24 protein-coding genes are annotated in these 24,131 nt (G+C 62.9%); 9 read left to right on the top strand and 15 right to left on the bottom strand.

The features are described from left to right. Positions 1-51 precede the first annotated feature (51 nt). Entirely contained in the window at positions 52-372 is a 321-nt protein-coding gene (locus JMJ54_RS07075; RefSeq protein WP_203537240.1) for a helix-turn-helix domain-containing protein, read from the bottom strand. Between the two features lie 123 nt (positions 373-495). Between JMJ54_RS07075 and JMJ54_RS07080 the strand changes: the two genes are divergently transcribed. Next, positions 496-1,311: a ferritin-like domain-containing protein gene (locus JMJ54_RS07080; protein WP_203537241.1), complete on the top strand. Its 816-nt coding sequence runs from the start codon at positions 496-498 to the stop codon at positions 1,309-1,311. 31 nt (positions 1,312-1,342) lie between these two features. Here JMJ54_RS07080 and JMJ54_RS07085 read toward each other — a convergent pair whose 3' ends face one another. Genes JMJ54_RS07085 through JMJ54_RS07095 form a run of 3 tightly spaced genes read right to left on the bottom strand, consistent with a single transcriptional unit; the run spans position 1,343 to position 2,878 of the window. Beyond that, the gene (locus tag JMJ54_RS07085) at positions 1,343-1,621 is read right to left on the bottom strand and encodes a barstar family protein (RefSeq protein WP_203537242.1); all 279 of its coding nucleotides are present in this window, start codon (positions 1,619-1,621) and stop codon (positions 1,343-1,345) included. Positions 1,622-1,630: 9 nt separating this feature from the next. After that, positions 1,631-2,065 carry a ribonuclease domain-containing protein gene (locus JMJ54_RS07090; RefSeq protein ID WP_203537243.1) on the bottom strand — a complete coding sequence of 145 codons (435 nt, stop codon included), beginning with the start codon at positions 2,063-2,065 and terminating at the stop codon, positions 1,631-1,633. 18 nt (positions 2,066-2,083) lie between these two features. Then, positions 2,084-2,878, bottom strand: a complete 795-nt coding sequence (locus JMJ54_RS07095; RefSeq protein WP_308437984.1) for a helix-turn-helix transcriptional regulator — start codon at positions 2,876-2,878, stop codon at positions 2,084-2,086. Positions 2,879-3,086: 208 nt separating this feature from the next. Here JMJ54_RS07095 and leuC point away from each other — a divergent pair, with 208 nt between their 5' ends. The 6 genes from leuC (at position 3,087) to leuB (ending at position 8,233) form a co-directional block, all read left to right on the top strand. Next, entirely contained in the window at positions 3,087-4,496 is a 1,410-nt protein-coding gene (gene leuC / locus JMJ54_RS07100; protein ID WP_203537244.1) for a 3-isopropylmalate dehydratase large subunit, read from the top strand. A 43-nt stretch (positions 4,497-4,539) separates the two neighbouring features. Further along, the gene (locus JMJ54_RS07105; protein ID WP_189459046.1) at positions 4,540-4,665 is read left to right on the top strand and encodes an entericidin A/B family lipoprotein; all 126 of its coding nucleotides are present in this window, start codon (positions 4,540-4,542) and stop codon (positions 4,663-4,665) included. 51 nt (positions 4,666-4,716) lie between these two features. Next, positions 4,717-5,355, top strand: coding sequence for a 3-isopropylmalate dehydratase small subunit (gene leuD, locus JMJ54_RS07110; RefSeq protein ID WP_203537245.1), 639 nt, complete (start codon positions 4,717-4,719; stop codon positions 5,353-5,355). Positions 5,356-5,453: 98 nt separating this feature from the next. Then, positions 5,454-6,188: a glucosamine-6-phosphate deaminase gene (gene nagB / locus JMJ54_RS07115; RefSeq protein ID WP_203537246.1), complete on the top strand. Its 735-nt coding sequence runs from the start codon at positions 5,454-5,456 to the stop codon at positions 6,186-6,188. Between the two features lie 96 nt (positions 6,189-6,284). Next, a complete protein-coding gene (locus JMJ54_RS07120; RefSeq protein WP_203537247.1) occupies positions 6,285-7,118 on the top strand; it encodes a hypothetical protein in 834 nt (277 codons plus the stop codon). A gap of 50 nt (positions 7,119-7,168) precedes the next feature. Then, complete coding sequence (leuB, locus tag JMJ54_RS07125) at positions 7,169-8,233, top strand: 3-isopropylmalate dehydrogenase (RefSeq protein WP_203537248.1); 1,065 nt, start codon at positions 7,169-7,171, stop codon at positions 8,231-8,233. A 64-nt stretch (positions 8,234-8,297) separates the two neighbouring features. Here the strand turns inward: leuB and JMJ54_RS07130 are convergent, their stop codons facing one another. Then, complete coding sequence (locus tag JMJ54_RS07130; RefSeq protein WP_203537249.1) at positions 8,298-9,401, bottom strand: aldo/keto reductase; 1,104 nt, start codon at positions 9,399-9,401, stop codon at positions 8,298-8,300. Between the two features lie 230 nt (positions 9,402-9,631). Beyond that, a complete protein-coding gene (locus tag JMJ54_RS07135) occupies positions 9,632-10,693 on the bottom strand; it encodes a GNAT family N-acetyltransferase (protein WP_203537250.1) in 1,062 nt (353 codons plus the stop codon). A gap of 255 nt (positions 10,694-10,948) precedes the next feature. Between JMJ54_RS07135 and JMJ54_RS07140 the strand changes: the two genes are divergently transcribed. Continuing rightward, a complete protein-coding gene (locus JMJ54_RS07140; protein ID WP_203537251.1) occupies positions 10,949-11,899 on the top strand; it encodes an Asd/ArgC dimerization domain-containing protein in 951 nt (316 codons plus the stop codon). Positions 11,900-11,904: 5 nt separating this feature from the next. Continuing rightward, positions 11,905-14,184 (top strand): Tex family protein, encoded by a 2,280-nt coding sequence (locus JMJ54_RS07145; RefSeq protein ID WP_203537252.1) that lies wholly within the window; start codon positions 11,905-11,907, stop codon positions 14,182-14,184. 105 nt (positions 14,185-14,289) lie between these two features. On the opposite strand, the gene JMJ54_RS07150 is transcribed toward JMJ54_RS07145, so the two are convergent. From JMJ54_RS07150 to JMJ54_RS07190, 9 genes are all read right to left on the bottom strand, one after another. After that, positions 14,290-15,417, bottom strand: a complete 1,128-nt coding sequence (locus JMJ54_RS07150; RefSeq protein ID WP_203537253.1) for a porin — start codon at positions 15,415-15,417, stop codon at positions 14,290-14,292. 237 nt (positions 15,418-15,654) lie between these two features. Continuing rightward, on the bottom strand, positions 15,655-16,446 hold the full coding sequence (gene trpC, locus JMJ54_RS07155) for an indole-3-glycerol phosphate synthase TrpC (RefSeq protein ID WP_203537254.1): 792 nt from the start codon (positions 16,444-16,446) through the stop codon (positions 15,655-15,657). A gap of 15 nt (positions 16,447-16,461) precedes the next feature. After that, positions 16,462-17,490 (bottom strand): anthranilate phosphoribosyltransferase, encoded by a 1,029-nt coding sequence (gene trpD / locus JMJ54_RS07160; RefSeq protein ID WP_203537255.1) that lies wholly within the window; start codon positions 17,488-17,490, stop codon positions 16,462-16,464. 16 nt (positions 17,491-17,506) lie between these two features. Next, the gene (locus JMJ54_RS07165; RefSeq protein WP_203537256.1) at positions 17,507-17,908 is read right to left on the bottom strand and encodes a lysozyme inhibitor LprI family protein; all 402 of its coding nucleotides are present in this window, start codon (positions 17,906-17,908) and stop codon (positions 17,507-17,509) included. After that, on the bottom strand, positions 17,905-18,474 hold the full coding sequence (locus JMJ54_RS07170; RefSeq protein ID WP_203537257.1) for an aminodeoxychorismate/anthranilate synthase component II: 570 nt from the start codon (positions 18,472-18,474) through the stop codon (positions 17,905-17,907). The genes JMJ54_RS07165 and JMJ54_RS07170 overlap by 4 nt, the downstream gene beginning before the upstream one ends. A gap of 52 nt (positions 18,475-18,526) precedes the next feature. Further along, positions 18,527-19,996 carry an anthranilate synthase component I gene (gene trpE / locus JMJ54_RS07175; RefSeq protein ID WP_203537258.1) on the bottom strand — a complete coding sequence of 490 codons (1,470 nt, stop codon included), beginning with the start codon at positions 19,994-19,996 and terminating at the stop codon, positions 18,527-18,529. Positions 19,997-20,204: 208 nt separating this feature from the next. Continuing rightward, the gene (gene mltA / locus JMJ54_RS07180) at positions 20,205-21,260 is read right to left on the bottom strand and encodes a murein transglycosylase A (RefSeq protein WP_238999934.1); all 1,056 of its coding nucleotides are present in this window, start codon (positions 21,258-21,260) and stop codon (positions 20,205-20,207) included. A 155-nt stretch (positions 21,261-21,415) separates the two neighbouring features. Continuing rightward, positions 21,416-21,664: a PhaM family polyhydroxyalkanoate granule multifunctional regulatory protein gene (locus JMJ54_RS07185; RefSeq protein WP_203537260.1), complete on the bottom strand. Its 249-nt coding sequence runs from the start codon at positions 21,662-21,664 to the stop codon at positions 21,416-21,418. Positions 21,665-21,736: 72 nt separating this feature from the next. Next, positions 21,737-24,007: an NADP-dependent malic enzyme gene (locus tag JMJ54_RS07190; RefSeq protein WP_203537261.1), complete on the bottom strand. Its 2,271-nt coding sequence runs from the start codon at positions 24,005-24,007 to the stop codon at positions 21,737-21,739. Positions 24,008-24,131: the final 124 nt, after the last annotated feature.

Raw genomic sequence — 24,131 nt, forward strand, 5'->3', positions numbered from 1 at the left:
ATGACAAAGCCCCGCGAGAGCGGGGCTTTTCGTGGCCGGATGGCGGGCGCTTCAGCGTGCGCCGGCCTGGGCCGACTGCAGGTGAATCGGCTCGCGGTCGCGCGTGGCGGCGAGGCGCAGCGTTTCGTACAGCTCCGGCTTCATTTCCTTGAGGTACTCGAGAATCAGGTAGTCCTCGCGGTTGATCTTGCCGAGGTCGACTTCTTCGATGTGGACGACACGGAGCAGTTCCCGCACCGGGCGCGGCATATTGCGACCGCTTTCATAGCGGGAACCACCGCTTTGCGTCACACCGATCTTGCTCCAGAATTCCTGTTGATTCAGACCAAGACGGCGGCGAACTTCGCGCGGGTTCGGGGTGGTTTCTTTCATTTGGCGGACTCCTCTTAGTACGGCGGCATGACGGCTTAAACCTTGACGCCATCATAAAGACGAGGGCCATTTGCATACACGTAAGTATTTCCTTATGAACATGTGATTTAGTAACGCAACTATATGTCGCTTGATTCTGAAATTGATTGTATTGATAAGCAACGTTCTGCCTTCCGCGCGCTCATGGAAGAGGATCCGACGCGAAAGGTGGGGCAAGTTAATGATTTTAATAATGATTTACAGGTCGGATCCGGGGGGATGAATATCGGTCGCATTGCGGTTCCCGGCCGCCCGGCGCGACCGGTTCTGGTGGCGCCAACCGCGCTTGCCAACCGGTCCATCCATACTTTGGAGGGGCGCGCCGCGCTGTTGCATGCGATTGCTCACATCGAGTTTAACGCCATCAATCTGGCGCTGGATGCGGTGTGCCGATTCGATGGCATGCCCGAAGCTTACTATCGTGATTGGTTGCAGGTGGCGCGTGAGGAGTCGCTGCATTTCACGCTGCTCAGCGAGCATCTTGTCAGCCTTGGTTACGCCTACGGCGACTTTCCCGCGCACAACGGCTTGTGGGAAATGGCGGTCAGAACCGACGACGACGTGATGGCACGCATGGCCTTGGTGCCCAGAATCCTGGAGGCGCGCGGGCTGGATGTAACCCCGGGCATCCGCGAGAAGCTGAAGCAAAGTGGCGATCACCGTGCGTGCGAGATTCTCGACATCATCCTGCGCGATGAAGTCGGTCATGTGCAGATCGGCAACCGCTGGTTTCACTGGTGTTGCACGCAGCGCGGGCTTGATCCGGTACCGACCTTTGTCGGTCTGCTGCGCGATTACGATGCGGTGTTGCCGCGTGGCAAGCTGAACTATCCGGCGCGTCGTGCAGCCGGATTCACTGAAGAAGAGCTTGAACTGATCGAGTCGATCAAGCTGGTTTGATGGTGCAGGTCGCTCAGATTTGAGGTTGCCATCAGCCGATTCTGAGCTGCAGATCGCTACGTTCGTCGGCGGCGTCACGCAAGGTGGCCAGCAGGGCGGCATGGCGTTCGGTGCCAAGGTGGGTACGTGCGTCGGCGGCATCGGGCCAGTTCAGTGTGAGCGGTCCTGCCGCATCAACGGTCAGGAAGTCGAACAGGGCATCGAGGTTGCGGCCGAAATGGGCAGGTAGCGGCAATTGCCGGCCCAGTTGATCATAAACGTCGTCCATATTGCGGATGTCGTGCAGCAGCACGTTGCAATGCGTGGTCATTTTGGGTCCTTACGGCTGGCAGGCGGGCAGTTCGGTAAAAGTCCGGTAGTGGTCGACCGTGACGAAGCGCCGGCCACGTGGCTCGAACACGAGGCGCTTGGCGCCGCGTTTGCCACCGCGATAGTCAAGATCGGCTTCGCGGTACTGGCCTTGCGGAAGCCGTTGCTCCCGGTTGCCGAAGCGGTCGCCACCGATCGAATGCCCGGGTAAGACCTGCCAGAGGTCGCGGCCCGGTTGCCAGCCCGCGGTCTGTGCATCGCGCTTGGTGACGTAGCGCTCGGGCAGGCGCCCGTTGCGCGCCAGCGTGTCGAGTGCCGTTGCGAGTTCGCTGCGATCGAGTTTTTGCGAGGTGGCAAGGGTTGCGGCGACGTCGTCGCAGCGCGGGAGCGCGGCGAACGCGGGCACGGTCAGGGTCAGTAGCAAGCCGAGCAAGGGAAGGCGCATGGCGGGTCCGGTGATGGATCAGCGGGCATCGAGCGGGGTCAGCAGCACCAGTTTCAGTGCTTCGTGGTCGACGAGCTTGAACGACAGTTGATGATAGACGAGCAGGCCGTCGACGGCGTGGGCGAAGGCGCGCTCGCCCCCTTGCCGTTCAAGCACGTCATGGCGACGCCAGTATTCAGCGAAATCCGGGCTGGCCTGCGACAACTGGCTGACCAGTTCGATCAGATCGGCATCATCGACACTGGCACGCGTGTCGGCGCGGAATTCGGCCGCCAGCCGGCGGGCTCGTACTTCCCAATCGACCACCAGCGTTCTCGCGGCCGGGTCGAGGAAGACGAAGTTGAGCAGGTTGGGGGCGGCGTCGGCGGCCATCCACGGGCCGAACAGCCTTGCCGCCGCGGCATTCCACGTGAGTACGTCCCAGCGTCGTCCGAGTACGTAGGCCGGGCCGGCATAGCCGTGTACCGCAGCCTCGATGACACCGGGCGACACGTCGTGTTCGGCGCGCGGCTGTTGCGGGTCGTGCCGGCCCGCAAGCTCGAACAGGTAGGCGCGCTGGGACCGGTCCATGCGCAGCGCGACCGCCAACCGGTTGAGTGCGTCGGCCGAGACACTGATGTCTCGCCCCTGTTCGATCCAGGTATACCAGGTCGGGCTGATGTCGCAGAGCTGCGCGACTTCCTCGCGGCGCAGGCCGGCGGTGCGCCGCCGGGCGCCGGCCGGAAAGCCGAAGGCGGCGGGTTCGCACTGCTGGCGCAGGTTCATGAGGAAGTCGCCGAGTTCCTTGCGGCGGATCGATGCGCTGGCGGACACGGCAGGCCCTGGCTGTTACTGTTGATACCAGTATAAGTGCTAAACTTGTTCCAGTATCCAAACCCTTCTAATCTTGCCTGCATCGGGTGGCAAGACAGCTGTTTTCCCCCACCTGCGGTGGTTGCCGTCGCGTGATCCAGCTCACGCCGTCGCGCCGGCAGCGCGGTATGATCTCACCGTGGAAACACGGTTCTTCCCTGGAACGAATATGGCCGCACAGACGCTTTACGACAAACTCTGGCACTCGCACATCGTCAGCGAGGAAGCCGATGGGACCTGTCTGCTTTATATCGATCGCCATCTGGTTCACGAAGTGACCAGCCCGCAGGCGTTCGAGGGACTCAAACTCGCCGGTCGCACGCTGTGGCGCGCGAATTCGGTGGTGTCGACGCCGGACCACAATACCCCGACCGATCACTGGGACGAGGGCATCAAGGACCCGATTTCGCGCCAGCAGGTCGAGACGCTCGACGCCAACATCAAGGAATTCGGCGCGCTCGTTTACTACCCGTTCAAGGACAAGCATCAGGGCATCCTGCACGTGGTCGGTCCGGAAAGCGGTGCGACCCTGCCGGGAATGACCGTCGTCTGTGGTGACAGCCACACGTCGACGCACGGCGCCTTTGGCGCACTGGCGCATGGCATCGGGACCTCGGAAGTCGAGCACGTACTTGCGACGCAATGTCTGGTGGCCAAGAAGTCCAAGGCGATGCTGGTACGCGTCGATGGCCAGCTCGGCCGTGGCGTGACCGCCAAGGACGTAGCACTGGCGATCATCGGCAAGATCGGCACCGCAGGCGGCACCGGCTATGCGATCGAATTCGGTGGCAGCGCGATCCGCGGCCTGTCGATGGAAGGCCGGATGACCTTGTGCAATATGGCGATCGAGGCGGGTGCCCGTGCCGGCATGGTCGCCGTCGACCAGACGACGATCGACTACGTGAAAGGCCGTCCGTTCGCGCCGAATGCAGAACAATGGGATGCCGCGGTCGCCAACTGGCGCACGCTGGTGTCCGACGACGGTGCCGTGTTCGACGCCGTGGTCGAACTCAAAGCCGAAGACATCGAGCCGCAAGTGACCTGGGGTACGTCGCCCGAGCAGGTGCTGTCGGTCAACGGCCGCGTGCCCGATCCTGCCGCGGAAAGCGATGCGGTGAAGAAGGGCAGTTACGAGCGTGCCTTGCAATACATGGGCTTGAGCGCCAATACGCCGATCACCGAGATTCCGGTCGACAAGGTGTTCATCGGTTCGTGCACCAATTCGCGGATCGAAGACCTGCGCGCCGCGGCGTCGGTGGTCAAGGGCAAGAAGAAGGCCGATTCGGTCAAGCTGGTGATGATCGTACCGGGCTCGGGTCTGGTGAAGGCGCAGGCCGAAGCCGAAGGGCTCGACAAGGTCTTTCTTGAGGCCGGTTTCGAGTGGCGCGAGCCGGGCTGTTCGATGTGCCTGGCGATGAATGCCGACCGGCTCGAGCCGGGCGAGCGTTGCGCGTCGACAAGCAACCGCAATTTCGAAGGGCGCCAGGGGCAGGGGGGGCGTACCCACCTCGTCAGTCCGGAAATGGCCGCAGCTGCGGCGATTGCCGGCCATTTCGTCGATGTGCGCACTTTTGCGTGACCTGACGCTCTAAACATTTTTTGATCTGCTGGAGTGTGCATTCATGAAATCGATTTTCCTGCTCGCCGTTGTCGCTGCTTTGACCCTGTCCGGCTGTAACACCATGAAGGGGTTCGGTCAGGACGTGCAGAAAGTCGGTGGCAAGATCGAGAACGCCGGCAGCAAATAATTCGACCGCCACGGGCGCCGGGATCGGCGCCGTGGCCGCGAGGAATCCGCAATGAAAGCCTTTACCCAGTTGAATGGCGTGGTGTGCCCGCTCGACCGTGCCAACGTCGATACCGACGCGATCATCCCGAAGCAGTTCCTCAAGTCGATCAAGCGCTCGGGCTTCGGCCCGAACCTGTTCGACGAATGGCGTTACCTCGACCATGGCGAGCCGGGCATGGACAACAGCACCCGTCCGGTCAATCCGGAGTTCGTGCTCAATTTTCCGCGCTACGCCGGTGCGCAGGTGCTGCTGGCGCGCGACAACTTCGGTTGCGGTTCGAGCCGGGAGCACGCACCGTGGGCGATCGACGACTACGGCTTCCGTGTCGTGATTGCGCCGAGTTTCGCCGATATCTTCTTCAACAACTGCTACAAGAACGGCTTGCTGCCGATCGTGTTGCCGTCCGATGTCGTCGAGCGTTTGTTCAAGGAGTGCGAGGCGCAGGAAGGCTATCGACTGGACGTCGATCTGAGCAAGCAAACGGTGACGACGCCAACGGGTGAATCGTTCGGGTTCGAGGTGACGGCGCATCGCAAGCATTGCCTGCTCAACGGCCTGGATGAAATCGGGCTCACGCTGGCGCATGCTGACGACATTCGCGCTTTCGAAGCCAAGCACCGCGAATCCAAGCCCTGGCTGTTCGTTTGAGCGCTTCGTCCGGCTGAAGGTTGGGGGAGGTCAATACGGCCTCCACCTAATGCCGTATAGTTAGGCGTTTTCTTGTTGACCCGGAAAGAATCACGACCATGATCCTGCATAAATTCAAAAATCAAGCCGATCTCGACCGCGCTGCTGCCGACCTCTTCATCTCCGTTGTCCGTTCCAAGCCCAATGCGGTGCTGGGCATGGCCACCGGTGGCACACCGGTCGGTCTGTATCAAGAAATCGTCAAGACCTACAAGCAGGGTCTGGTCAGCTTCAAGGAAGTCACGACGTTCAACCTCGATGAATACGTCGGTCTGCCGGTCAGCCACCCGGAGTCGTATCGCAGCTTCATGCAGCGCAACCTGTTCGACCATATCGATATCGCGCCGGAAAACACCCACGTGCCGAATGGCAACGCCGACGACATCGACGGTGAAGGTCGCCGCTATGACGAGGCAATCTACCAGCAGGGTTCGGTCGACATGCAGCTGCTGGGTATCGGCGGCAACGGCCACATCGGCTTCAACGAGCCGGATGACGAGCTGTCGCGCTTCACCCACAAGGTCACGCTGAAGGAAAGCACGCGCGAAGCCAACAAGCGCTTCTTCAACTCGATCGACGAAGTCCCGACCCACGCAATCACCATGGGCATGGGTTCGATCCTGCATGCCAAGGCGATTCTGCTGGTCGTGAAGGGCCAGGAAAAGGCCGAAATCCTCGACCGCACCCTGAACGGCCCGATCACCACGCAAGTGCCGGCATCGTTGCTGCAAACGCACCCGCGCGTGATCGTGATGACCGACTGCGATGTGACCTACAAGGTTTCGCACTCGTAATCGGATGCACCGACAAAAAGCGGGAGTGATCCCGCTTTTTGTTTGCCTTTTTTCACCGGTTTTCCAATAAAAACAATGATTTCACTGGATTTGAGCATGGCTTTGACGAGAAAGACGCGTGCCGGACTCTGGACCGCCGTTTTCCTTTCGCTGCCGACCGCGTTGACCGCGGGCGTTGCCGTTGCCGCACTGCCGCAGGCGAAAACGAGTGGTTCCGAAGAGGCGCAATTACTGTTCTGGAGCAGCATCAAGGACAGCAAGGATCCCGCCGAATTTCAGGCCTACCTGGACCAGTATCCGAACGGGGTATTTGCCAAGCTTGCGGAAATCAAACTCGCCAAGCTGAAGCAGGTGCCGGCGCCGCAGGCCTCGCCTGCCGTTGCGCAGGTCAAGCCCAAGCCGGCGACGACCCTGCCGACCCCGGTGCCGAATTACCAGCCTGTAGCGCCATCGCCGCAGCTGCAGTATCGGGTCAGCGTGCGTGGTGGACGGGCGCAACCACTGACGCTGCGCTACGACGGCAAGGCCTGGGTGAGCGTCGAATCGTACATCGATCGGCACAACTGCCTGCTGGGTGGCATTACCGACATTTCGCAGGGCAGCGGCGTCTTCGATGCGCAGCGTCTGCTCGACGAGGCAACCAGCGGTGTCGGCGAGAAAACCTACAAACGCAAGGTTTTCAGCGCGGGTGGCAACGAGGCGCCGACCTGGTACAAGTACACCAGGCTCGAAGAAGATGGTGCGCTGGTCCGCCTGGCGATCGAAGGCGACGAGCAGGCCGTCAGCAGCCGCAGCAATCAGAAGGACCCGATCCGGATGTCGCTCTCGGTCACGATCGACCGCCAGCGCGGCATCGTCACCTCGGCCAAGTCGCAGATGACCAATTCGGTGGGCACGCGCTACAGCTGTGACGTCGTCCTGGCCGATTAAATGTTCCGATTGGCGCCATCGCGGCGCGTATCCCTGTTAGGAGTGAGCAAATGAAAGTTCTGGTTCTGCCTGGTGATGGCATTGGTCCCGAAATTGTTGCGCAGGCAAAGAAAGTCCTGAACGCACTGCAGAAGGATGGTCTGGACATCGAGCTGTCCGAAGCACCACTGGGGGGCGCAGCCTACGACGCCTACGGCGCACCGTATCCGGAGTTCACCCAGAAGCTGGCTCGCGAAGCCGATGCGATCCTGCTTGGCGCGGTCGGCGGCCCGCAATACGACCAGCTCGACCGGCCGCTGCGCCCAGAGCGCGGCCTGCTGGGCATCCGCAAGGACCTGAACCTGTTCGCGAACCTGCGCCCGGCGATCCTGTACCCCGAACTGGCGAATGCGTCGACGCTGAAGCCGGAAGTCGTCAGCGGCCTCGACATCCTGATCGTCCGTGAGCTGACCGGCGACATCTACTTCGGCCAGCCGCGCGGCATCCGTGTCAACGAAGCCGGCGAGCGCGAAGGCTTCAATACGATGCTGTATTCGGAAAGCGAAGTGCGCCGGATCGCCCACGTCGCGTTCCGTGCAGCGCAGAAGCGTGGCAAGAAGCTGTGTTCGGTCGACAAGGCCAACGTGCTCGAGACGACCGAGTTTTGGAAGGAAATCATGACCGACGTCGCCAAGGAGTACCCGGACGTCGAACTCAGCCACATGTATGTCGACAATGCCGCGATGCAGTTGGTGCGCGCGCCGAAGCAGTTCGACGTGATGGTGACCGGCAACATCTTCGGCGACATCCTGTCTGATCAGGCATCGATGCTGACCGGCTCGATCGGCATGCTGCCGTCGGCTTCGCTCGACCAGAACGGCAAGGGCCTGTACGAGCCGAGCCACGGTTCGGCACCGGACATTGCCGGCAAGGACATCGCCAACCCGCTGGCGACCATCCTCTCGGCCGCGATGATGCTGCGCTACAGCCTGAACAATGAAGCGGCTGCCGTTCGGGTCGAGAACGCGGTCAAGGCCGTGCTCGCCCAGGGCCTGCGCACCGCGGACATCTACGAAGCCGGGACGACCAAGGTCAGCTGCTCGCAGATGGGCGATGCGGTCGTTGCTGCGCTGTAAACACCGTCGTTGGGCAATGACAAAGGCACCGGATCCGGTGCCTTTTTGTTTCCGGTGTCGGCGACTAGCTCACGCCACTGCCGCTGCCGCTGACCAGTACGTTGGCGTGGTAGCCGTCGGGCTTGTCGCCGACGGTTGCGCCGCCATAGAGCATGCCCTGCATGGTGTTGGTGAAAAAGTAGTAAGGGAAGGGCTGGGGCGGCGCGCTGGCCTCGTCAAGGCGCTGGCGCAGTTCGACGGGCAGCTCGAAATCCAGTGCCTGCAGGTTGGACTTGAGCTGCTCCGGGCGGCTGGCGCCGACGGTGACGCTGCTCACCGCCGGACGATGGGCAACCCAGTTCAGCGCCACCTGGTTCATCGGCCGGTCGAGCTGCCGGGCGACGTCCTCCAGTGCCGCGACGATCTGCCAGTTCCGCTCGCTCAGGTGCTGGAAAGCCGGATTGCCGCTGCCCTGCATCGTTGCCAGCCGGCCGCTGGTGGCGTCGCCCTTGCGGTACTTGCCCGACAGCAGCCCGCTGGCCAGCGGGCTCCAGACCGCCAGCCCCATGCCCAGCTCGATGGCCAGCCGGGTGTACTCGTGTTCGAGGTTGCGTTCAACCAGCGAGTACTGCAGTTGCAATGCGCTGATCGGTTCGAGGCCGCGCCATTCGGCCAGCGTCTGGATCCGTGCGGCGTACCACGCCGGCACGTCGGACAGCCCGAGATGGCGGACTTTGCCGTCGCGGACCAGATCGTTCAGCGTGCGGATGACTTCATCGGCCGAGGTGATCTGGTCCCAGACATGCAGGTAAAGTACGTCGAGATAGTCGGTGCCAAGGCGGCGCAGCGAGCCTTCGACAGCCTTCAGGACGTGCTTGCGGCCATTGCCGCCGCCGTTGGCATTGCGGTTGCCCAGATTGAAGCCGAATTTGCTGGCGAGCACGACCTGATCGCGCGCCTGACGCGCAGCGATGAACTCGCCCAGCCAGGCTTCGCTGGTGCCGTTGGTGTAGGCGTCGGCGGTATCGATGAAGTTGCCGCCGGCGTCCAGATACAGGTCGAATACCTGGCGGGCCGCATCCTTGTCGGCCCCCCAGCCCCATTCGGTGCCAAAGGTCATGGTCCCCAGGGACAGGCGGCTGACGCGCAGGCCGCTGCGGCCCAGGGTGTAATAGCGATCGATCGACATGCAGGAACTCCGGTGGTGTGAACGGCGCCGAGCCATGATTGCATGGTGCTTTCGGCATATCGGAGTTCCAGCTTATATCTGGCTGATTCAAATAAAAGGGTTATGAAAGGGCTGCTGGACAGCCGGTTCGCTCCGTCTTCGAGTGAGCTACGGGGAGGCTGGCAGACGGGGTGTCGACGGATTCACGACCGGTAGTTGAAGCACTATTCGGCGTGGATGGCCTGATGCGGCTATCCGTGTGTTTGCCGCTGCAAGGCGGCGATCAGTTCGGGAAAGCGCGGGTCCGGATGCAGCGATGCGAGGCGCCAGCGCTGCGGGAGCTGCTCCGCCCATTCGTCGCCGTTACCGATCAGGTGCTGCAGGTTGGCAAACGCGGCATCGCTGCGCCCGGCAAGCGCCCAGGCTTCGGCAGCCAGCAGCGAAAACCAAGGGTCGATGTCCCGTCCCCGTTCGTAATGCACGGCCCAGTCACCGAACTCGTCGGGGCTCATTGCTTTTGCGGATTCGGCTGGCAACGAAGCACTGAAGGCGCGGTAGCTCGCTACTTCGACGAAGCCGGTTGCAAGTGCGAGCGCGCGGGATTCCCGGTTGTTGGCAAGACAGTGCCAGCCGACGCTGGTTACGCCCCGGGCGGCCAGCAGTGCGAGTGTCGCCTGCACCACCTGCCGCGCCAGCCCCTGGCGCCGATACTCTGGCGCAACCCAGACGCCGAGTTCACCGCGGTCGCCGGCGATCACGTCGCTGAGACACAGTGCGACAACGGCGTCGGCGGCGAGCATGGCATGGCCGGCATTGCTGGCAACTGCGGTTGCGAGATCGCTGTCGCGGTTCGACGCGAACCAGTCGTCGAGCAAGTCGCGATCCGTCGCCGACAAGTGATGAGGTCCCGAGGCCTGCAACTCAAGCAAGCGGTAGCGTGCGTCGGTTATGACAGGCTTGTCGTCCGGCACCAGCGTCTGCCGTGCCGCGATGCGCTCGTGGCGCCGGGCGAACTGGTTGCTCAGCAGGGCGGGGAAGTGCGTTTCCCAGTGATCCGGCGTGTAGATCAGGTAGGCCGTCGGCGGAATCAGCCGGCCAAGCGAAGGGAGGTCGACAGCATCGTCGGGGTTGCCGGCCAGATACCAGCTTTCGGGGCCGTCGAGCAGGGCAATGTTCGGCTGTTGCAGGTCGTCGACCCAGATGTCGCCGGGGGCTGCGGCGGCGAGTACCGCAGCAACCGAGAGATGGATGTCGGCGCATGCCTCGAACAGCGGTTGCGCGATGTGGTATTCGGTCTTGGTAAGCAGATGCATGCAACTCCCGGGCTGGATGAAGGGCCGCGAACTGGCGGACCGCTGATGCGTCGAATGAGCATGGCGGCAAGTGCGGGCTAGTGTCCGGCCTGGAGCGGGACAAGGGCAAGACGATGCACAGCGCTGCAGCAGCATTCACCAAGGCAGGCAAAGTCGGGTTGGGGGAGGCGACCATGGGTGAATCGGCGCAACTGAATTACAATAGGCCCATCCCCAAAGGGCGCGCAGGCGCCCTTTTCCCATTCCGGAGGTTTCATGGCTCATCTTTCCCTTGGCGTGCTCGGCGCCACTTCCGCGCTCGGACAGGCGCTGCTCGACGTGATTACCGACAGCCCGCTGCGGCTGGCGGCGCTGTATCCGCTGACGATGAGCGACGACGAAGGTCTGGTCGAGTTCCGTGGCGAAGACCACCCGGAGTTCAACGTCGAGGATTTCGAGTGGACGCAGCTGCGCGTGCTCGTCAATACGGTGCCGGACGTCAATGCAGTGCTGGCCGAAGCTGCGCAGGCCGGGGTCATCGTCATCGATCTGACCGGCGCGAATCCGCCCGGCGGCAAGCTGGCCAAGGGCCAGGTCCTGTCGCTGCCGGACCCGTTCGCGCAGCAACTGGCGACGCTGATTGCGCCGCTGGCCGAACTGGGCGAAGTCACGCAAGTGACGGCGACCGGTTTGCTTTCGGTCTCGACCGAAGGCCAAGCCGGTATCGATGCGCTGTCGGGGCAGACGCGCGCGCTGTTCGCGCAGACCGAACACGAAACGGCGGTGTATCCGAAGCGGATTGCCTACAACGTGCTGGGCGGTTTCGGTGTGCCGGATGACGGCGGCGCCACTGCCGAGGAGAACGCCGCGCTGGCGCTGCTGAAGAAGCAGCTGCCCGGTGATTGCACGATCGACGTGACGTGCGTGCGCACGCCGCATTTCTTCGGTCACGGCGCCAGCGTGACCGTACGCTACTCGGCGCCGGTCGAGCAGGAAGCCGTGATTGCCGCGCTCAAGGCCGGCGAGCGCGTTTTCCTGCTGCAGGTGGCCGGAGAGGCCGGCATTGTCGCCAGTCAGGACGCGGTCGGTGGTGACAAGGTCTGGGTCAGCCGCTTGCGCTTTGCTGCCGATGGCCGCGGTGTGACGCTGTGGAGCGTGGCCGACAATACCCGCCTGCCGGCACTGGCGGTGCTGCAGTTGCTGACGCTGATCGCGGCCAAAGAGTAAACACCATGCTGCCACCGATCTCGCATCGCATCGCCGCCGAGCTGGCCTGCCGTCCGGCACAGGTTGACGCCGCGATCCAGCTGTTCGACGAAGGCGCAACCGTGCCTTTCGTCGCGCGCTACCGCAAGGAAGTCACTGGCGGGCTGGACGACACCCAGTTGCGTTCGCTGGATGAGCGGCTGCGCTATCTGCGCGAGCTGGAAGAGCGGCGACGCAGCGTGATCGGCAGCGTCGACGAGCAGGGCAAGATGACGCCGGCGTTGCTGGCGCAACTGCAGAACGCCGACAACAAGCAAAGGCTGGAAGACCTTTATCTGCCGTACAAGCCCAAGCGCCGTACCAAGGCGCAGATGGCGCGCGAAGCCGGGCTGGCACCGCTGGCGGCGGCCTTGCTCGCGGATCCGAACCGGGGTCCGGAGCAGGAGGCGCAGGCTTACCTCAACACGGACGTTGCCGATATCAAGGCTGCGCTCGACGGTGCACGGGCAATCCTGATCGAGCAGTTCGCAGAGGATGCCGAGCTGATTGGCGGCTTGCGTGACTATCTCAAAACCCACGGAGTGGTCAGAACGGCCGTGGTCGACGGCAAGCAGGACGAAGGCGCGAAGTTCGCCGATTACTTCGAGTACGAAGAGGCGCTGGCCAAGATGCCGTCGCATCGCGTCCTCGCAGTGCTGCGCGGCCACGCCGAGGGCGTGCTCGGTTTCGCGCTGGCCTTGCCGGACGATGCGTCGTCACCGGGCGTGTGCGAGTTGCGCATTGCCAAGCGCTTCGGCATCGCCAATCAGGGACGCGCCGCCGACAAATGGCTGGCCGACACGGTCAGGCTGACGTGGCGGGCCAAGGTGTTCCCGAGTCTGGAAACCGAGCTGGTCGGCGAACTGCGCGACCGGGCCGAGGCGGATGCGATCAAGGTATTCGCCAGCAACCTCAAGGATTTGCTGCTGGCGGCGCCGGCCGGGCCGCGTGCAACGATGGGGCTCGATCCGGGTCTGCGCACCGGTGTGAAGGTCGCTGTCGTCGATGCGACCGGCAAATTGCTGGATACCGCAACGATCTACCCGCACGAGCCGCGTCGGGACTGGCGCGGGGCATTGAATACACTGAATGCACTGGCGCAGAAGCATCGGGTCGAACTGATCGCGATCGGCAACGGCACCGCCAGCCGCGAAACCGACAAGCTCGCCGCCGAACTGATGCAGGAAAGCCCCGGGCTGACCAAGCTCGTCGTGTCCGAAGCCGGTGCATCGGTCTACTCGGCGTCCGAGCTGGCTGCGAAGGAGTTTCCGGCGCTGGATGTGAGCCTGCGCGGCGCGGTGTCGATTGCACGCCGTTTGCAGGATCCGCTGGCCGAGCTGGTCAAGATCGACCCGAAGGCGATCGGCGTCGGGCAGTACCAGCATGACGTCAATCAGGCCGGGCTGGCGCGTTCGCTGGAGGTCGTGATCGAGGATTGCGTCAACGCGGTCGGGGTCGACGTGAATACCGCGTCGGCGTCGCTGCTTGTTCGCGTGTCGGGTCTGAGCCCGGTACTCGCATCGAATATCGTCGAATACCGCGACGCACACGGCGCGTTTGCCGATCGCAAGGCCTTGCTCAAGGTGCCGCGACTCGGTGACAAGACCTTCGAGCAGGCCGCGGGCTTTCTGCGCGTCATGAACGGCAGGAATCCGCTGGATGCCTCCGCGGTGCACCCGGAGTCCTATGCGCTCGTCGAGAAAATCGTCGCGCGCGTGCAACGGGACGTGAAGACGCTGATTGGTGACACGGCGACATTGCGAGGGTTGAACCCCGGCGATTTCACCGATGTGCGATTCGGTGTGCCGACGGTGCGCGATATCCTCGCCGAGCTGGAAAAACCGGGGCGTGACCCCCGTCCGGAGTTCAAGGCGGTCAAGTTTGCCGATGGCGTCGAAGACATCAAGGACTTGCGGCCGGACATGGTGCTCGAAGGGGTGGTGACCAATGTGACCAATTTCGGTGCCTTCGTCGATGTGGGTGTGCACCAGGACGGTCTGGTGCACATTTCGGCGCTGACCAACCGGTTCGTCAAGGATCCGCGCGAGGTGGTCAAGGCGGGTGATCTCGTCAAGGTCAAGGTGCTGGAAGTCGACATCAGGCGGCGACGCATTGCCCTGACCATGCGCCTTGGCGACGAGGCGCCCAAACCCTCGGTCGCCGGTGTTGCCGCGGCGCAGGATGGGCGAAAAGCACCCAAGCGCGAGGCTGCGCCATTGTCCGGCGCGATGGCATCGGCGCTGGCAGGGGTCAAAATCAAGCGCTGAAAAATGAAAAACCGGGGCTGGCCCCCGGTTTTTTATCGACCGCACCATGTAAAAAAACCGGGCACAGCGTGCCCGGTTTGAAGTCTAGGAAGACGGTGGCACGGCTTAGAAGTCGGTACGCAGGCCCAACGAGAACGCGAAGCCGTCCTGATCGACGTAATCCGGCGTCAGCGAGCCCGAGTTGTTCTTGAACTTGCCCTTCGAATCGTTATCCAAGTTCACCAGGTAGGTGTAGAAGCGGGTCTGCTTGGTCGCGTAGTACACCAGACCCAGCGACGCTTGCGCACCGCTGTTGTCGCTCACGCCCAGCTGGTCCTTCGACCAGGCGTACACGCCCTGGACTTCGAACTGGCCGAACTTGTAGTTGCCGACCACGGCGTAGTTGTCCCAGTCGCTGCCGGCCTTGCCGTCATCGCTGTCGATGTGTTCCCAGCCGCCGCCCAGTTGCAGACCGAAGTCGAACTTGTAGCCCAGTGCCAGGTTGGTCGCCCAGGTCGACGCGCCGCTGGTGGTGTTGGCCTTCACGGCCGGGGTCACCGAGTTGTCGGCGTTGATGTGGTCGGCGCTGCTCAGGCCGGTGGTCTGTGCGAAGGTGCGGTTGTCCGAGTAGTAGTAACCCAGACCGCCGACGAAGCCGTAGCCGCTGTACAGGGCCGAAGCGGCGTAGATCGGCGAATTGTTGCCTTCCTGCGCGTTCTGGTCGAGGCCCCACGAACCGCGGACCTGGAAGCCGCCGAACTTCGGCGAGTCGTAGCTGACCGAGTTCTGCAGACGGCTGTTCAGCTGGGCGAACACGGCGCCCTTACCCTTGTAGTCGGCAGTATCGGCGAAGTTGTCGAACAGGCTCGACAGGTCCGACGAGGTCAGCAGGGTCTTGTAGGCGCTGTCGTAGTTGCCGAAGCGCACGGTACCCCAGTCGCCTTGCCAGCCGCCGAAGGTGTTGCGGCCGCCCCAGGTGGTGTTGCCGGTACCGCCGTTGCCCGAAGTCTTGATCGCCGATTCGATCTGCCAGATTACCTTGCCGCCGATGTCGAGGGCGTCCGAGCCCTTGAAGCCGAAGCGGGACGACTGGTCGATCAGTTGGACTTCGCCCTTGTAGTCCTTGCCACCGGCGTCCTTCAGTTGATCGTATTCGAGCGACTCGCGGATCGAGCCGTAGACGGTGACTTCAGCTGCAGCAAACTGGGCCACGAAAGCGGCGCCGAGGGCGGCGACGATCAGGGTCTTCTTCATTACTTCACTCTCCTGTTGCGGAAAAGAGGCCTTGTGTAGCTGGCCTGTACTGTTGCCCCGCCAGGCGTCTCCGGGAGTCGGCGCAGGCAGGGCGATCGGGAATTCGGCGGTGAACGTCTTGAGGCTTACGCCGCGTGTTCGTTTTCTATGCCGTTTCAGTACAGTGGAGTCTACGAGGCGATTATGTATTTCACATTACAAATCGCCCTGATTGATCCGCGTTGGAGAGTGTGTACTTCAGCCGAAAAACAAGCTGTGAAGCGCCTTTCCGGGCGATGGCTGGCGCATGAAGGCTTCGCCGACCAGGAAAGTGTTGACGTTGTTTTGTTGCATAAGTGATACATCTGTTGTGGCGAGAATACCGCTTTCGGTCACGACGATGCGATCGGACGGGATGTTTTGCAACAAACCTAGCGTCGTGTCGAGGCTGACCTCGAAAGTACGCAGGTTGCGGTTGTTGATGCCGACCAGCGGCGTTGTCAGCTCGAGTGCGGCATCCAGCTCTTCGCCGTTGTGTACTTCGACCAGTACGGACATGCCAAGTGCGTGAGCGATGGCTTCGAAGTCCTTCATCTGCGGCAGCGACAGTTCGGCGGCGATCAGCAGGATGCAGTCGGCACTCCAGGCGCGGGCTTCGAACAGCTGGTACTCGTCGACCATGAAGTCCTTGCGCAAGGCCGGTAGCGTGCAGGCGGCGCGCGCGGCCTTCAGGTAGTCCTCGTGCCCCTGGAAGTAGTTGCGATCCGTCAGGACCGACAGGCAGGCGGCGCCGTTGTCGGCATAGTCGGCGGCATGTTCGGCCGGCTGGAAATCGGCGCGGATCACGCCCTTGGACGGGCTGGCTTTCTTGATCTCGGCGATGATGCCGGGCTGGTCGGCCGCGTGTTTGGCGCGCAGGGCGGCGACAAAGTCGCGGCGGTCGGCGTTGGCTTCGGCCTGTGCCCGGATTTCGGCAAACGGGATGGCCTTGCGGGCCGCAGCGACTTCGTCGTGCTTGGTGGCCCAGATTTTCTTCAGGATGTCGGACATGGTTCGCTCTGCGGATTAGTTGGCAAGGCGGCTGGTCGCGCTGACCAGTGCGTCGAGCTTGGCGCTCGCGGCGCCGTTGGCGAGCACTTCGTGCGCGGCATTGATGCCGTCCTCGAGCGTGACCGCAATGTTGGCGGTGTAAATCGCCGCGCCGGCGTTGAGGAGCACGATGTCACGTGCCGGGCCGGCTTCGTTGGCCAGCACGCGACGGATGATGTCGGCGGATTGCTGCGCGTCGCCGGCATGCAGCGCCTGGAGGTCGCACAGTTCGAAGCCGAAATTGCGCGGGTCCAGCTGGTACTCGATGATCTCGCCATCCTTGAGTTCGGCGACCGAGGTGTTGCCGGACAGCGTGATTTCGTCGAGACCGTCGCAGCCGTGCACGATCATCACGTGCTTCGAGCCGAGCTGTTTGAGCACGCGTGCCTGGATGCCCACGAGATCGGGATGGAATACGCCCATCAACTGGTTGTCGGCACTGGCCGGGTTGGTCAGCGGGCCGAGAATGTTGAAGATGGTCCGTACGCCGAGTTCGCGACGGATCGGCGCAACGTACTTCATTGCCGGGTGATGGTTCGGTGCGAACATGAAGCCGAGGCCGACCTCGTCAATGCACTGGCCGACCTGTTCCGGTGTCAGGTTCAGTTTGACGCCCAGGGTTTCCAGAACGTCGGCAGAACCGCTGCTCGAACTCACCGAGCGCCCGCCATGCTTGGCGACCTTGACGCCCGCTGCCGCGGCGACGAAGGCCGAGCACGTCGAAATGTTGAAGGTGTGCGCACCGTCGCCACCGGTGCCGCAGGTGTCGACCAGATGGCGGCGATCCTTTACGGCCACTTGGCTGGCGAATTCGCGCATGACGGTCGCTGCAGCGGCGATTTCCGACACGCTTTCCACCTTGGTGCGCAGACCCATCAGGAGTGCGGAGGTCTGCACCGGGGTCAGCTCGCCGGTCATGATCTGCCGCATCAGGTAGACCATTTCGTCGAAGAACAATTCGTTGCTGTAGATCAGCCGACTCAGTGCGGCCTGGATGGTGATCATGATGATTTTCCCGAAATCAGTTCACGTAGAAGCGCGACAGCTCGTCGGCGCGGTGCCGGTCCATGTCGATCCGGCAGGTCTGCATGGCCACGTCGGCGACCGAACCGCTGTGGAACGGTGCACCTGCCCAGTCGCAACGGGCGTCGCGATAAGCGAGATAGGCGGCAACGTCGGTTTCGAACAGGCCGAGTGCATGACTGGCGGGGCTCGTGTCCTCCAGCCGCCGCATCGCCGCACGTGCTGCGGTTTCGGCGTTCAGCCGGTCCTGCGTTGCGCCGGTCTCAAGCCGGTTCAGGCACCGGGTCAGCTCGGCCTGGTCGGCGCTGTGCTGGTCGCACTCGCTAATGGCTGGTGGCGACGGTTGCGCCAGCGCAGTGCCGGCGGTCAGGAGCAGGGTGACGGCGAAACGCCGGATCACGCCCATTCCTTGAGGAAGTTGTCGAGCATCTGGTGGCCGTGCTCGGTCAGGATCGACTCGGGGTGGAACTGCACGCCTTCGATCGCCAGCGTCTTGTGACGCACGCCCATGATTTCGCCGTCGGCGGTCCATGCGGTGACGTCAAGGCAATCGGGCAGCGTTTCGCGTTCGATGGCCAGCGAGTGATAGCGGGTGACGGTGAACGGCGAGGGCAGCTTGCTGAACACGCCGACACCGGTGTGTTCGATCGGCGAGACCTTGCCGTGCATCAGCGTCTTGGCGTGGATGATGTTGCCACCGAAGGCTTCGCCGATCGCCTGATGGCCGAGACAGACGCCGAGGATCGGTAGCTTGCCGGCAAAGTGGCGGATGGCTTCGACCGAGATGCCGGCTTCCTTGGGCGAACAGGGCCCCGGCGAGATGACGAGGTACTTGGGCTTCAGCGCTTCGATCTGTTCGATCGAGATTTCGTCGTTGCGGTAGACGTGAACGTCCTGACCGAGTTCGCCGAAGTACTGGACGATGTTGTAGGTAAACGAGTCGAAGTTGTCGATCATCAAGAGCATGGCGGCATTCCTTTGAATCTGTACGCGGAGCGGGCGACGACGTGGGTCGGTTTCAGGCGTCGAGGCCGGCTTGAACGAGTTCGGCGGCGCGCAGTACGGCGCGGGCCTTGTTCAGCGTTTCCTGCCATTCGCTCTCGGGTACCGAATCGGCGACGATGCCGGCACCGGCCTGCATGTAGAGCGTTTCGTTCTTGACCACGGCGGTGCGCAGCGCAATCGCAACGTCCATGTCGCCGTTGAAGCCGAGGTAGCCGACGGCGCCCGAATAGATGCCGCGCTTGCTCGGCTCGAACTCGTCGATGATTTCCAGCGCCCGGACTTTCGGTGCGCCGGAGACGGTACCGGCGGGGAAGGTCGCCTTGAGGACGTCGATATTGCTGAGGCCGGCCTTGAGCTTGCCTTCAACGCTCGAGACGATGTGCATCACGTGCGAGTAGCGCTCGATCGTCATCCGGTCGACCAGTTTGACCGAGCCGGTTTCGGCGACGCGGCCGGTGTCGTTGCGGCCGAGGTCGATCAGCATCACGTGCTCGGCGATTTCCTTCTCGTCGGCCAGCAGTTCTTCTGCGAGTGCCTCGTCGAGTTCACGGGTCTTGCCGCGCGGCCGGGTGCCGGCGATCGGGCGTACCGTGATCGTGTCGCCTTCGAGCCGCGCCAGAATCTCCGGCGAGGCGCCGACGATGTGCATGTCGCCGAAATGGTAGAAGAACATGTACGGCGACGGATTGATCGATCGCAGCGCGCGATACAGCGCCAGCGGGTCCTGATCGAACGGCATCGTCATCCGTTGCGACAGCACGACCTGCATCACGTCGCCGTCGGCGATGTAGTCCTTGGCCTTTAGTACGGCTTCCTTGAAGGCGGCCTCGCCGAACTCGGATTGCGCCGTGGTCAGGGATTTTGCCGGGCCAGACAGTGGCAATTTGGCCGGTTCGCGCAGCTTGATCCGCAGTTCGGCCAGCCTGGCTTCGGCGCGGTCGTAGGCTTCCGGGTCTTCGGTATTGGCGTAGACGACGAGGAAAAGCTTGCCCGACAGGTTGTCGACGACGGCCAGTTCTTCCGACAGCAGCAGCTGGATGTCCGGCAAGCCGAGCGGGTCGGGTTTCGTACAGTGGGCGAGTTTCTTTTCGACGTAGCGGATCGTGTCGTAGCCGAAGTAGCCGACCAGCCCGCCCATGAAGCGCGGCATGCCGGTAGGTGCCGCAGCGTTGAACTGTTTCTGGTATTCGGCGATGAAGTCGAGCGGGTTGCCGTCGTGGGTTTCGATCACGCGGTCGTCGTGAATGACTTCGGTGTGCTGGCCGGTGACCGTGATACGGGTCCGCGCGGGCAGGCCGATGAACGAGTAGCGGCCGAAGCGTTCTCCGCCGACGACAGATTCAAGAAAATAGGAGTACGGACGATTGGCCAGCTTCAGATAGACCGAGAGCGGTGTATCGAGGTCGGCGTACAGCTCGAGGATGACGGGAATACGGTTGTAGCCTTGGCGAGCCAAAGCAGCGAATTCATCGCGCGTGATCATGACAACTCCAGACGAAATTCAGGAAAGGGCCAGGTAACGGTGGGCGCTTACTAGCGACGCCATCGCCATTCGAGCCAGATTTCGTTGGAGTGGAACGCCATGATCAGGTATCGGAGAAGTGCATAGGGGATGTCTTGTATCTTGCCCAATGCGGCGACAGGGGTCAACCGCGCAGCGGCGGCTGACCCCATATCGCGTCCGGCTGGCCTCAGTTGGCGTCCGGAAGCGGCTCGCCCTTGGGCCAGAGCAGCCAGAGCCGGCCGGGCTGCTTCATTTTCCCTGCGAGTTCACCGGCCGCGTCGCCCTTGCCCCAGAAGAAGTCGGCGCGTACCTGGCCACGAATGGCGCCGCCAGTGTCCTGTGCTGCGGCGATCCGCGTCAGCGGCGAACCGTCCGGCCGGGTGGTATCGATCAGCATCGGCGCACCGGCGGGGACGTGCTTGGTGTCGACGGCCAGGCTGTAACCGGCCGTCAGCGGAACGCCGAACGAACCGATCGGCCCTTCGTTGCTGTCCGGCAGCGTGCGGAAGAAGACATAGCTCGGATTGCTGGCAACCAGCTGGTCCACCTTGGCCGGATTGGCGCGTGCCCAGGCGCGAATGCTCTGCATGCTGACATCGGCCGCCTTGAGTTCGTCTTGCTCGATCAGCCATTTGCCAATCGCACGATAGGGCCAGCCGTTCTGGTCTGCGTAGCCGAGCCGCAGCTCGCGACCGTCGGCAAGCTTGATCCGGCCCGACCCCTGCACCTGCAGGAACTGCAGGTCCATCGGGTCGGGCAGCCAGGCAAGTACCGGTGCATTGAGCCGGTTGTTGCGGGCCAGTCGGGCGATTTCGTCTGCGTCGGCATAGGGCTTGAGCGCCTTGCCATCGAGGCGGCCGCGCAGGCGCTTGCCTTTCAGCTCCGGATAAATGCTGTCGAGCTGGACCGTGATCATGTCGTTCGGCGGTCCGTAAACCGGAATGGTGTTCCGGCTGGTCCGGCTCAGGCTGCCTGCATAGACCGGTTCGTAATAGCCGGTGATCAGGCCCTGGTCGCTGCCATCGGCGTTACGCAGCGTCAGTGGGGTGAAGCGGCTGGTGAGGAAGGCACGTGCGCTGCCTGCCGTTTTCGGCAGTTGCGCAGCGTCAGCGCACAGCGCGGCCCAGCGGGCCTGCTTCTGCAGCCGCGGGCAACCGCGTTGCCAGGTGTTGAAACCGGCAAGCCAGTCGGCATCACTTGTTGCTGGCAGCGCTGACCAGTCCACGGCCTGGTACGGTGCCATTTCTGTGCTTGGCACCTGCGTTGCGGGAGTGGGGGTGACAGGGGGCGCGGATTGTGTTGGCGGCTGATGAGGGGCGGGCGGGGTGGCGCAGGCGGCGAGAACGAGCGCGGCGGTGACGCCGGCAACGCGACGTACTAAATGCGAAATCTGGATCATCAGGGGGAGTCAGGGTTGGGGTCGATGCCCTTCTTGAACGCCTGCAGCCCGGCTTTCTGCATTTCCAGCGTCTTCACGGTCATCTGCAGCATGCCGACCTGCATCGTCAACCATTGCTCGATCGTGCGCATCTCGACGATCTTGCGGTCGATTTCTTCTTCAGTCAGTGGCGGCATGAAGGGGTTGGGCGTACCCGGCTTCAGGAATTGCGTAAAGAAGCCGAACGGGTCTTGCGGGGATTCGCTCATGGCGGGCTCCGGAAGGAACGGCGGGCACAGCGGGAAGCGGTGCGACCCCACGGCGTGGGGCCGCTTCCGATTTTAGACCTTTGCGGCGGCCTGTACCGCAGCAAGTGCGGCCATATTCACGAGGCGGCGTACCGATGCGGTCGGCGTGAGGATGTGGGCCGGTGCCGAAATGCCCAGCAGGATCGGGCCGATGGTCACGCCGTCACCGGCGGTCATCTTCAGCAGGTTGAACGAAATGTTCGCTGCATCGAGATTCGGCATGATCAACAGGTTGGCATCGCCCTTGAGCGTCGATTGCGGGAACACCTGCTGACGGATCTCGGCCGACAGAGCGGCGTCGCCGTGCATTTCACCGTCGACATCCAGATCGGGCGCCTGTTCGCGCAGCAGCTCGAGGGTGCTGCGCATCTTCAGTGCCGAAGGATCGCTCAGCGTGCCGAAGCTCGAGTGCGACAGCAGGGCCACCTGTGGCTGGATGCCGAACGCGCGCACGGTATCGGCGGCAAGCCGGGTGATTTCGGCCAGTTGCCCGGCGCTCGGATCCTGATTCACGTAGGTGTCGGTGATGAAGATGTTGCCGGTCGGCAGTAGCAGTGCATTCATCGCTGCGGTCGTGGTCGCACCGTCCTGCAGGCCCAGTACGTTCTCCAGATACCAGTGATGGCGATGGTACTGACCGTGCGTGCCGCAGATCATCGCGTCGGCTTCGCCACGCTTGACCATCAGCGCACCGATCAGCGTCGTCTTGCTGCGAACTTCGGCTTGCGCCAGCTCCTCGGATACGCCCTTGCGCAGCATCAGCGAGTGATACAGCGTCCAGTATTCGCGGTAGCGCGGGTCGTTTTCCTGGTTGCACAACTCGAAATCGACGCCCGGACGGATGCGCAGGCCGAGTTTCTCGATCCGGCTTTCGATGACGCTTGGACGACCGATGACGATCGGGAAGCACAGGCCGAGGTCGATGACTTCCTGCACCGCGTGCAGCACGCGCTGGTCTTCGCCTTCGCAGAACACCACGCGCTTCTTGGCCTTGCGCGCGGCGGCGAACACCGGCCGCATGAACAGGTTGGACTTGTAGACGAACTGGGTCAGTTCTTCGGTGTAGACGCCGAAGTCCTCGATCGGTCGCGTGGCGACGCCGGCTTCCATCGCCGCGCGGGCAACGGCCGGGGCAATCTTGATGATCAGGCGCGGATCGAACGGTTTCGGAATCAGGTATTCGGCGCCGAAGGTCAGGTTCTCGTTGGCGTAGGTGTCGGCGACAACATCGGACTGCTCGGCCAGTGCCAGTTCGGCGATGGCGTTGACGGCAGCGTGCTTCATGCTTTCGGTGATGGCCGTCGCGCCGACGTCGAGCGCGCCACGGAACATGAACGGAAAGCACAGCACGTTGTTGACCTGGTTCGGATAGTCCGAACGGCCGGTGCACACGATGGCATCCGAGCGCACGGCCTTGACGTCAGGCGGCGAGATTTCCGGGTCGGGGTTCGACAGCGCCAGAATCAGCGGGTGATCGGCCATGCTCTTGGCCATGTCCTGCGACATTACGCCGGGGCCGGACAGGCCGAGGAAGATGTCGGCGCCGCCGATGGCATCCTGCAGCGTGCGCGCTTCAGTCTCGCGGGCGTAGCGCTGCTTGGTTTCGTCGAGGTTGGTCCGGCCGGTATGGATCACGCCCTTGGAGTCGCAAACGATGACGTTTTCGCGCTTCACGCCCAGGGAGACCAGCAGGTCGAGGCAGGCAATCGCGGCTGCACCGGCGCCCGAGGCAACCAGCTTCACTTCTTCGATTTTCTTGCCGATCAGCTTGAGACCGTTCTTGACGGCCGCGCCGACGATGATGGCCGTGCCGTGCTGGTCGTCGTGGAAGACCGGGATGTTCATCCGTTCGCGCAACTTCTGCTCGACGTAGAAGCACTCAGGTGCCTTGATGTCCTCAAGGTTGATGCCACCGAAAGTCGGTTCGAGCGAGGCAATGATCTCGACCAGTTTTTCCGGGTCTTTTTCGTCGATTTCAATGTCGAAGACGTCGATTCCGGCGAACTTCTTGAACAGCACGCCCTTGCCTTCCATCACCGGTTTGCCGGCCAGCGGACCGATGTCGCCCAGACCCAGCACGGCGGTGCCGTTGGTGATCACCGCGACCAGGTTGCCGCGCGCGGTCATGTTGCGCGCTTCGGCTTCGTCCTCAACGATGGCCATGCAGGCGTAGGCGACGCCCGGCGAGTAGGCGAGTGCCAGTTCGCGCTGGCTCGACAACCCCTTGGTCGGTGCGACCTGGATCTTGCCGGGACGCGGATAGCGGTGATAGTCGAGGGCCTTTCGTTTGAGTTCTTCGTCCATGTGGTTCTCCGTTGTGCCGGATACGTTGTCGTTCCGGTCTGTTTGATGCAGTGAGCGATGTTGTGATGCTGGGCGCGACTACATTTGTTTACAAGCTAGGGTTTTGCCGGATGCGGGATACGCG

Origin of the sequence: Jeongeupia naejangsanensis (assembly GCF_016865585.1) — a bacterium.
Taxonomy (GTDB): domain Bacteria; phylum Pseudomonadota; class Gammaproteobacteria; order Burkholderiales; family Chitinibacteraceae; genus Jeongeupia; species Jeongeupia naejangsanensis.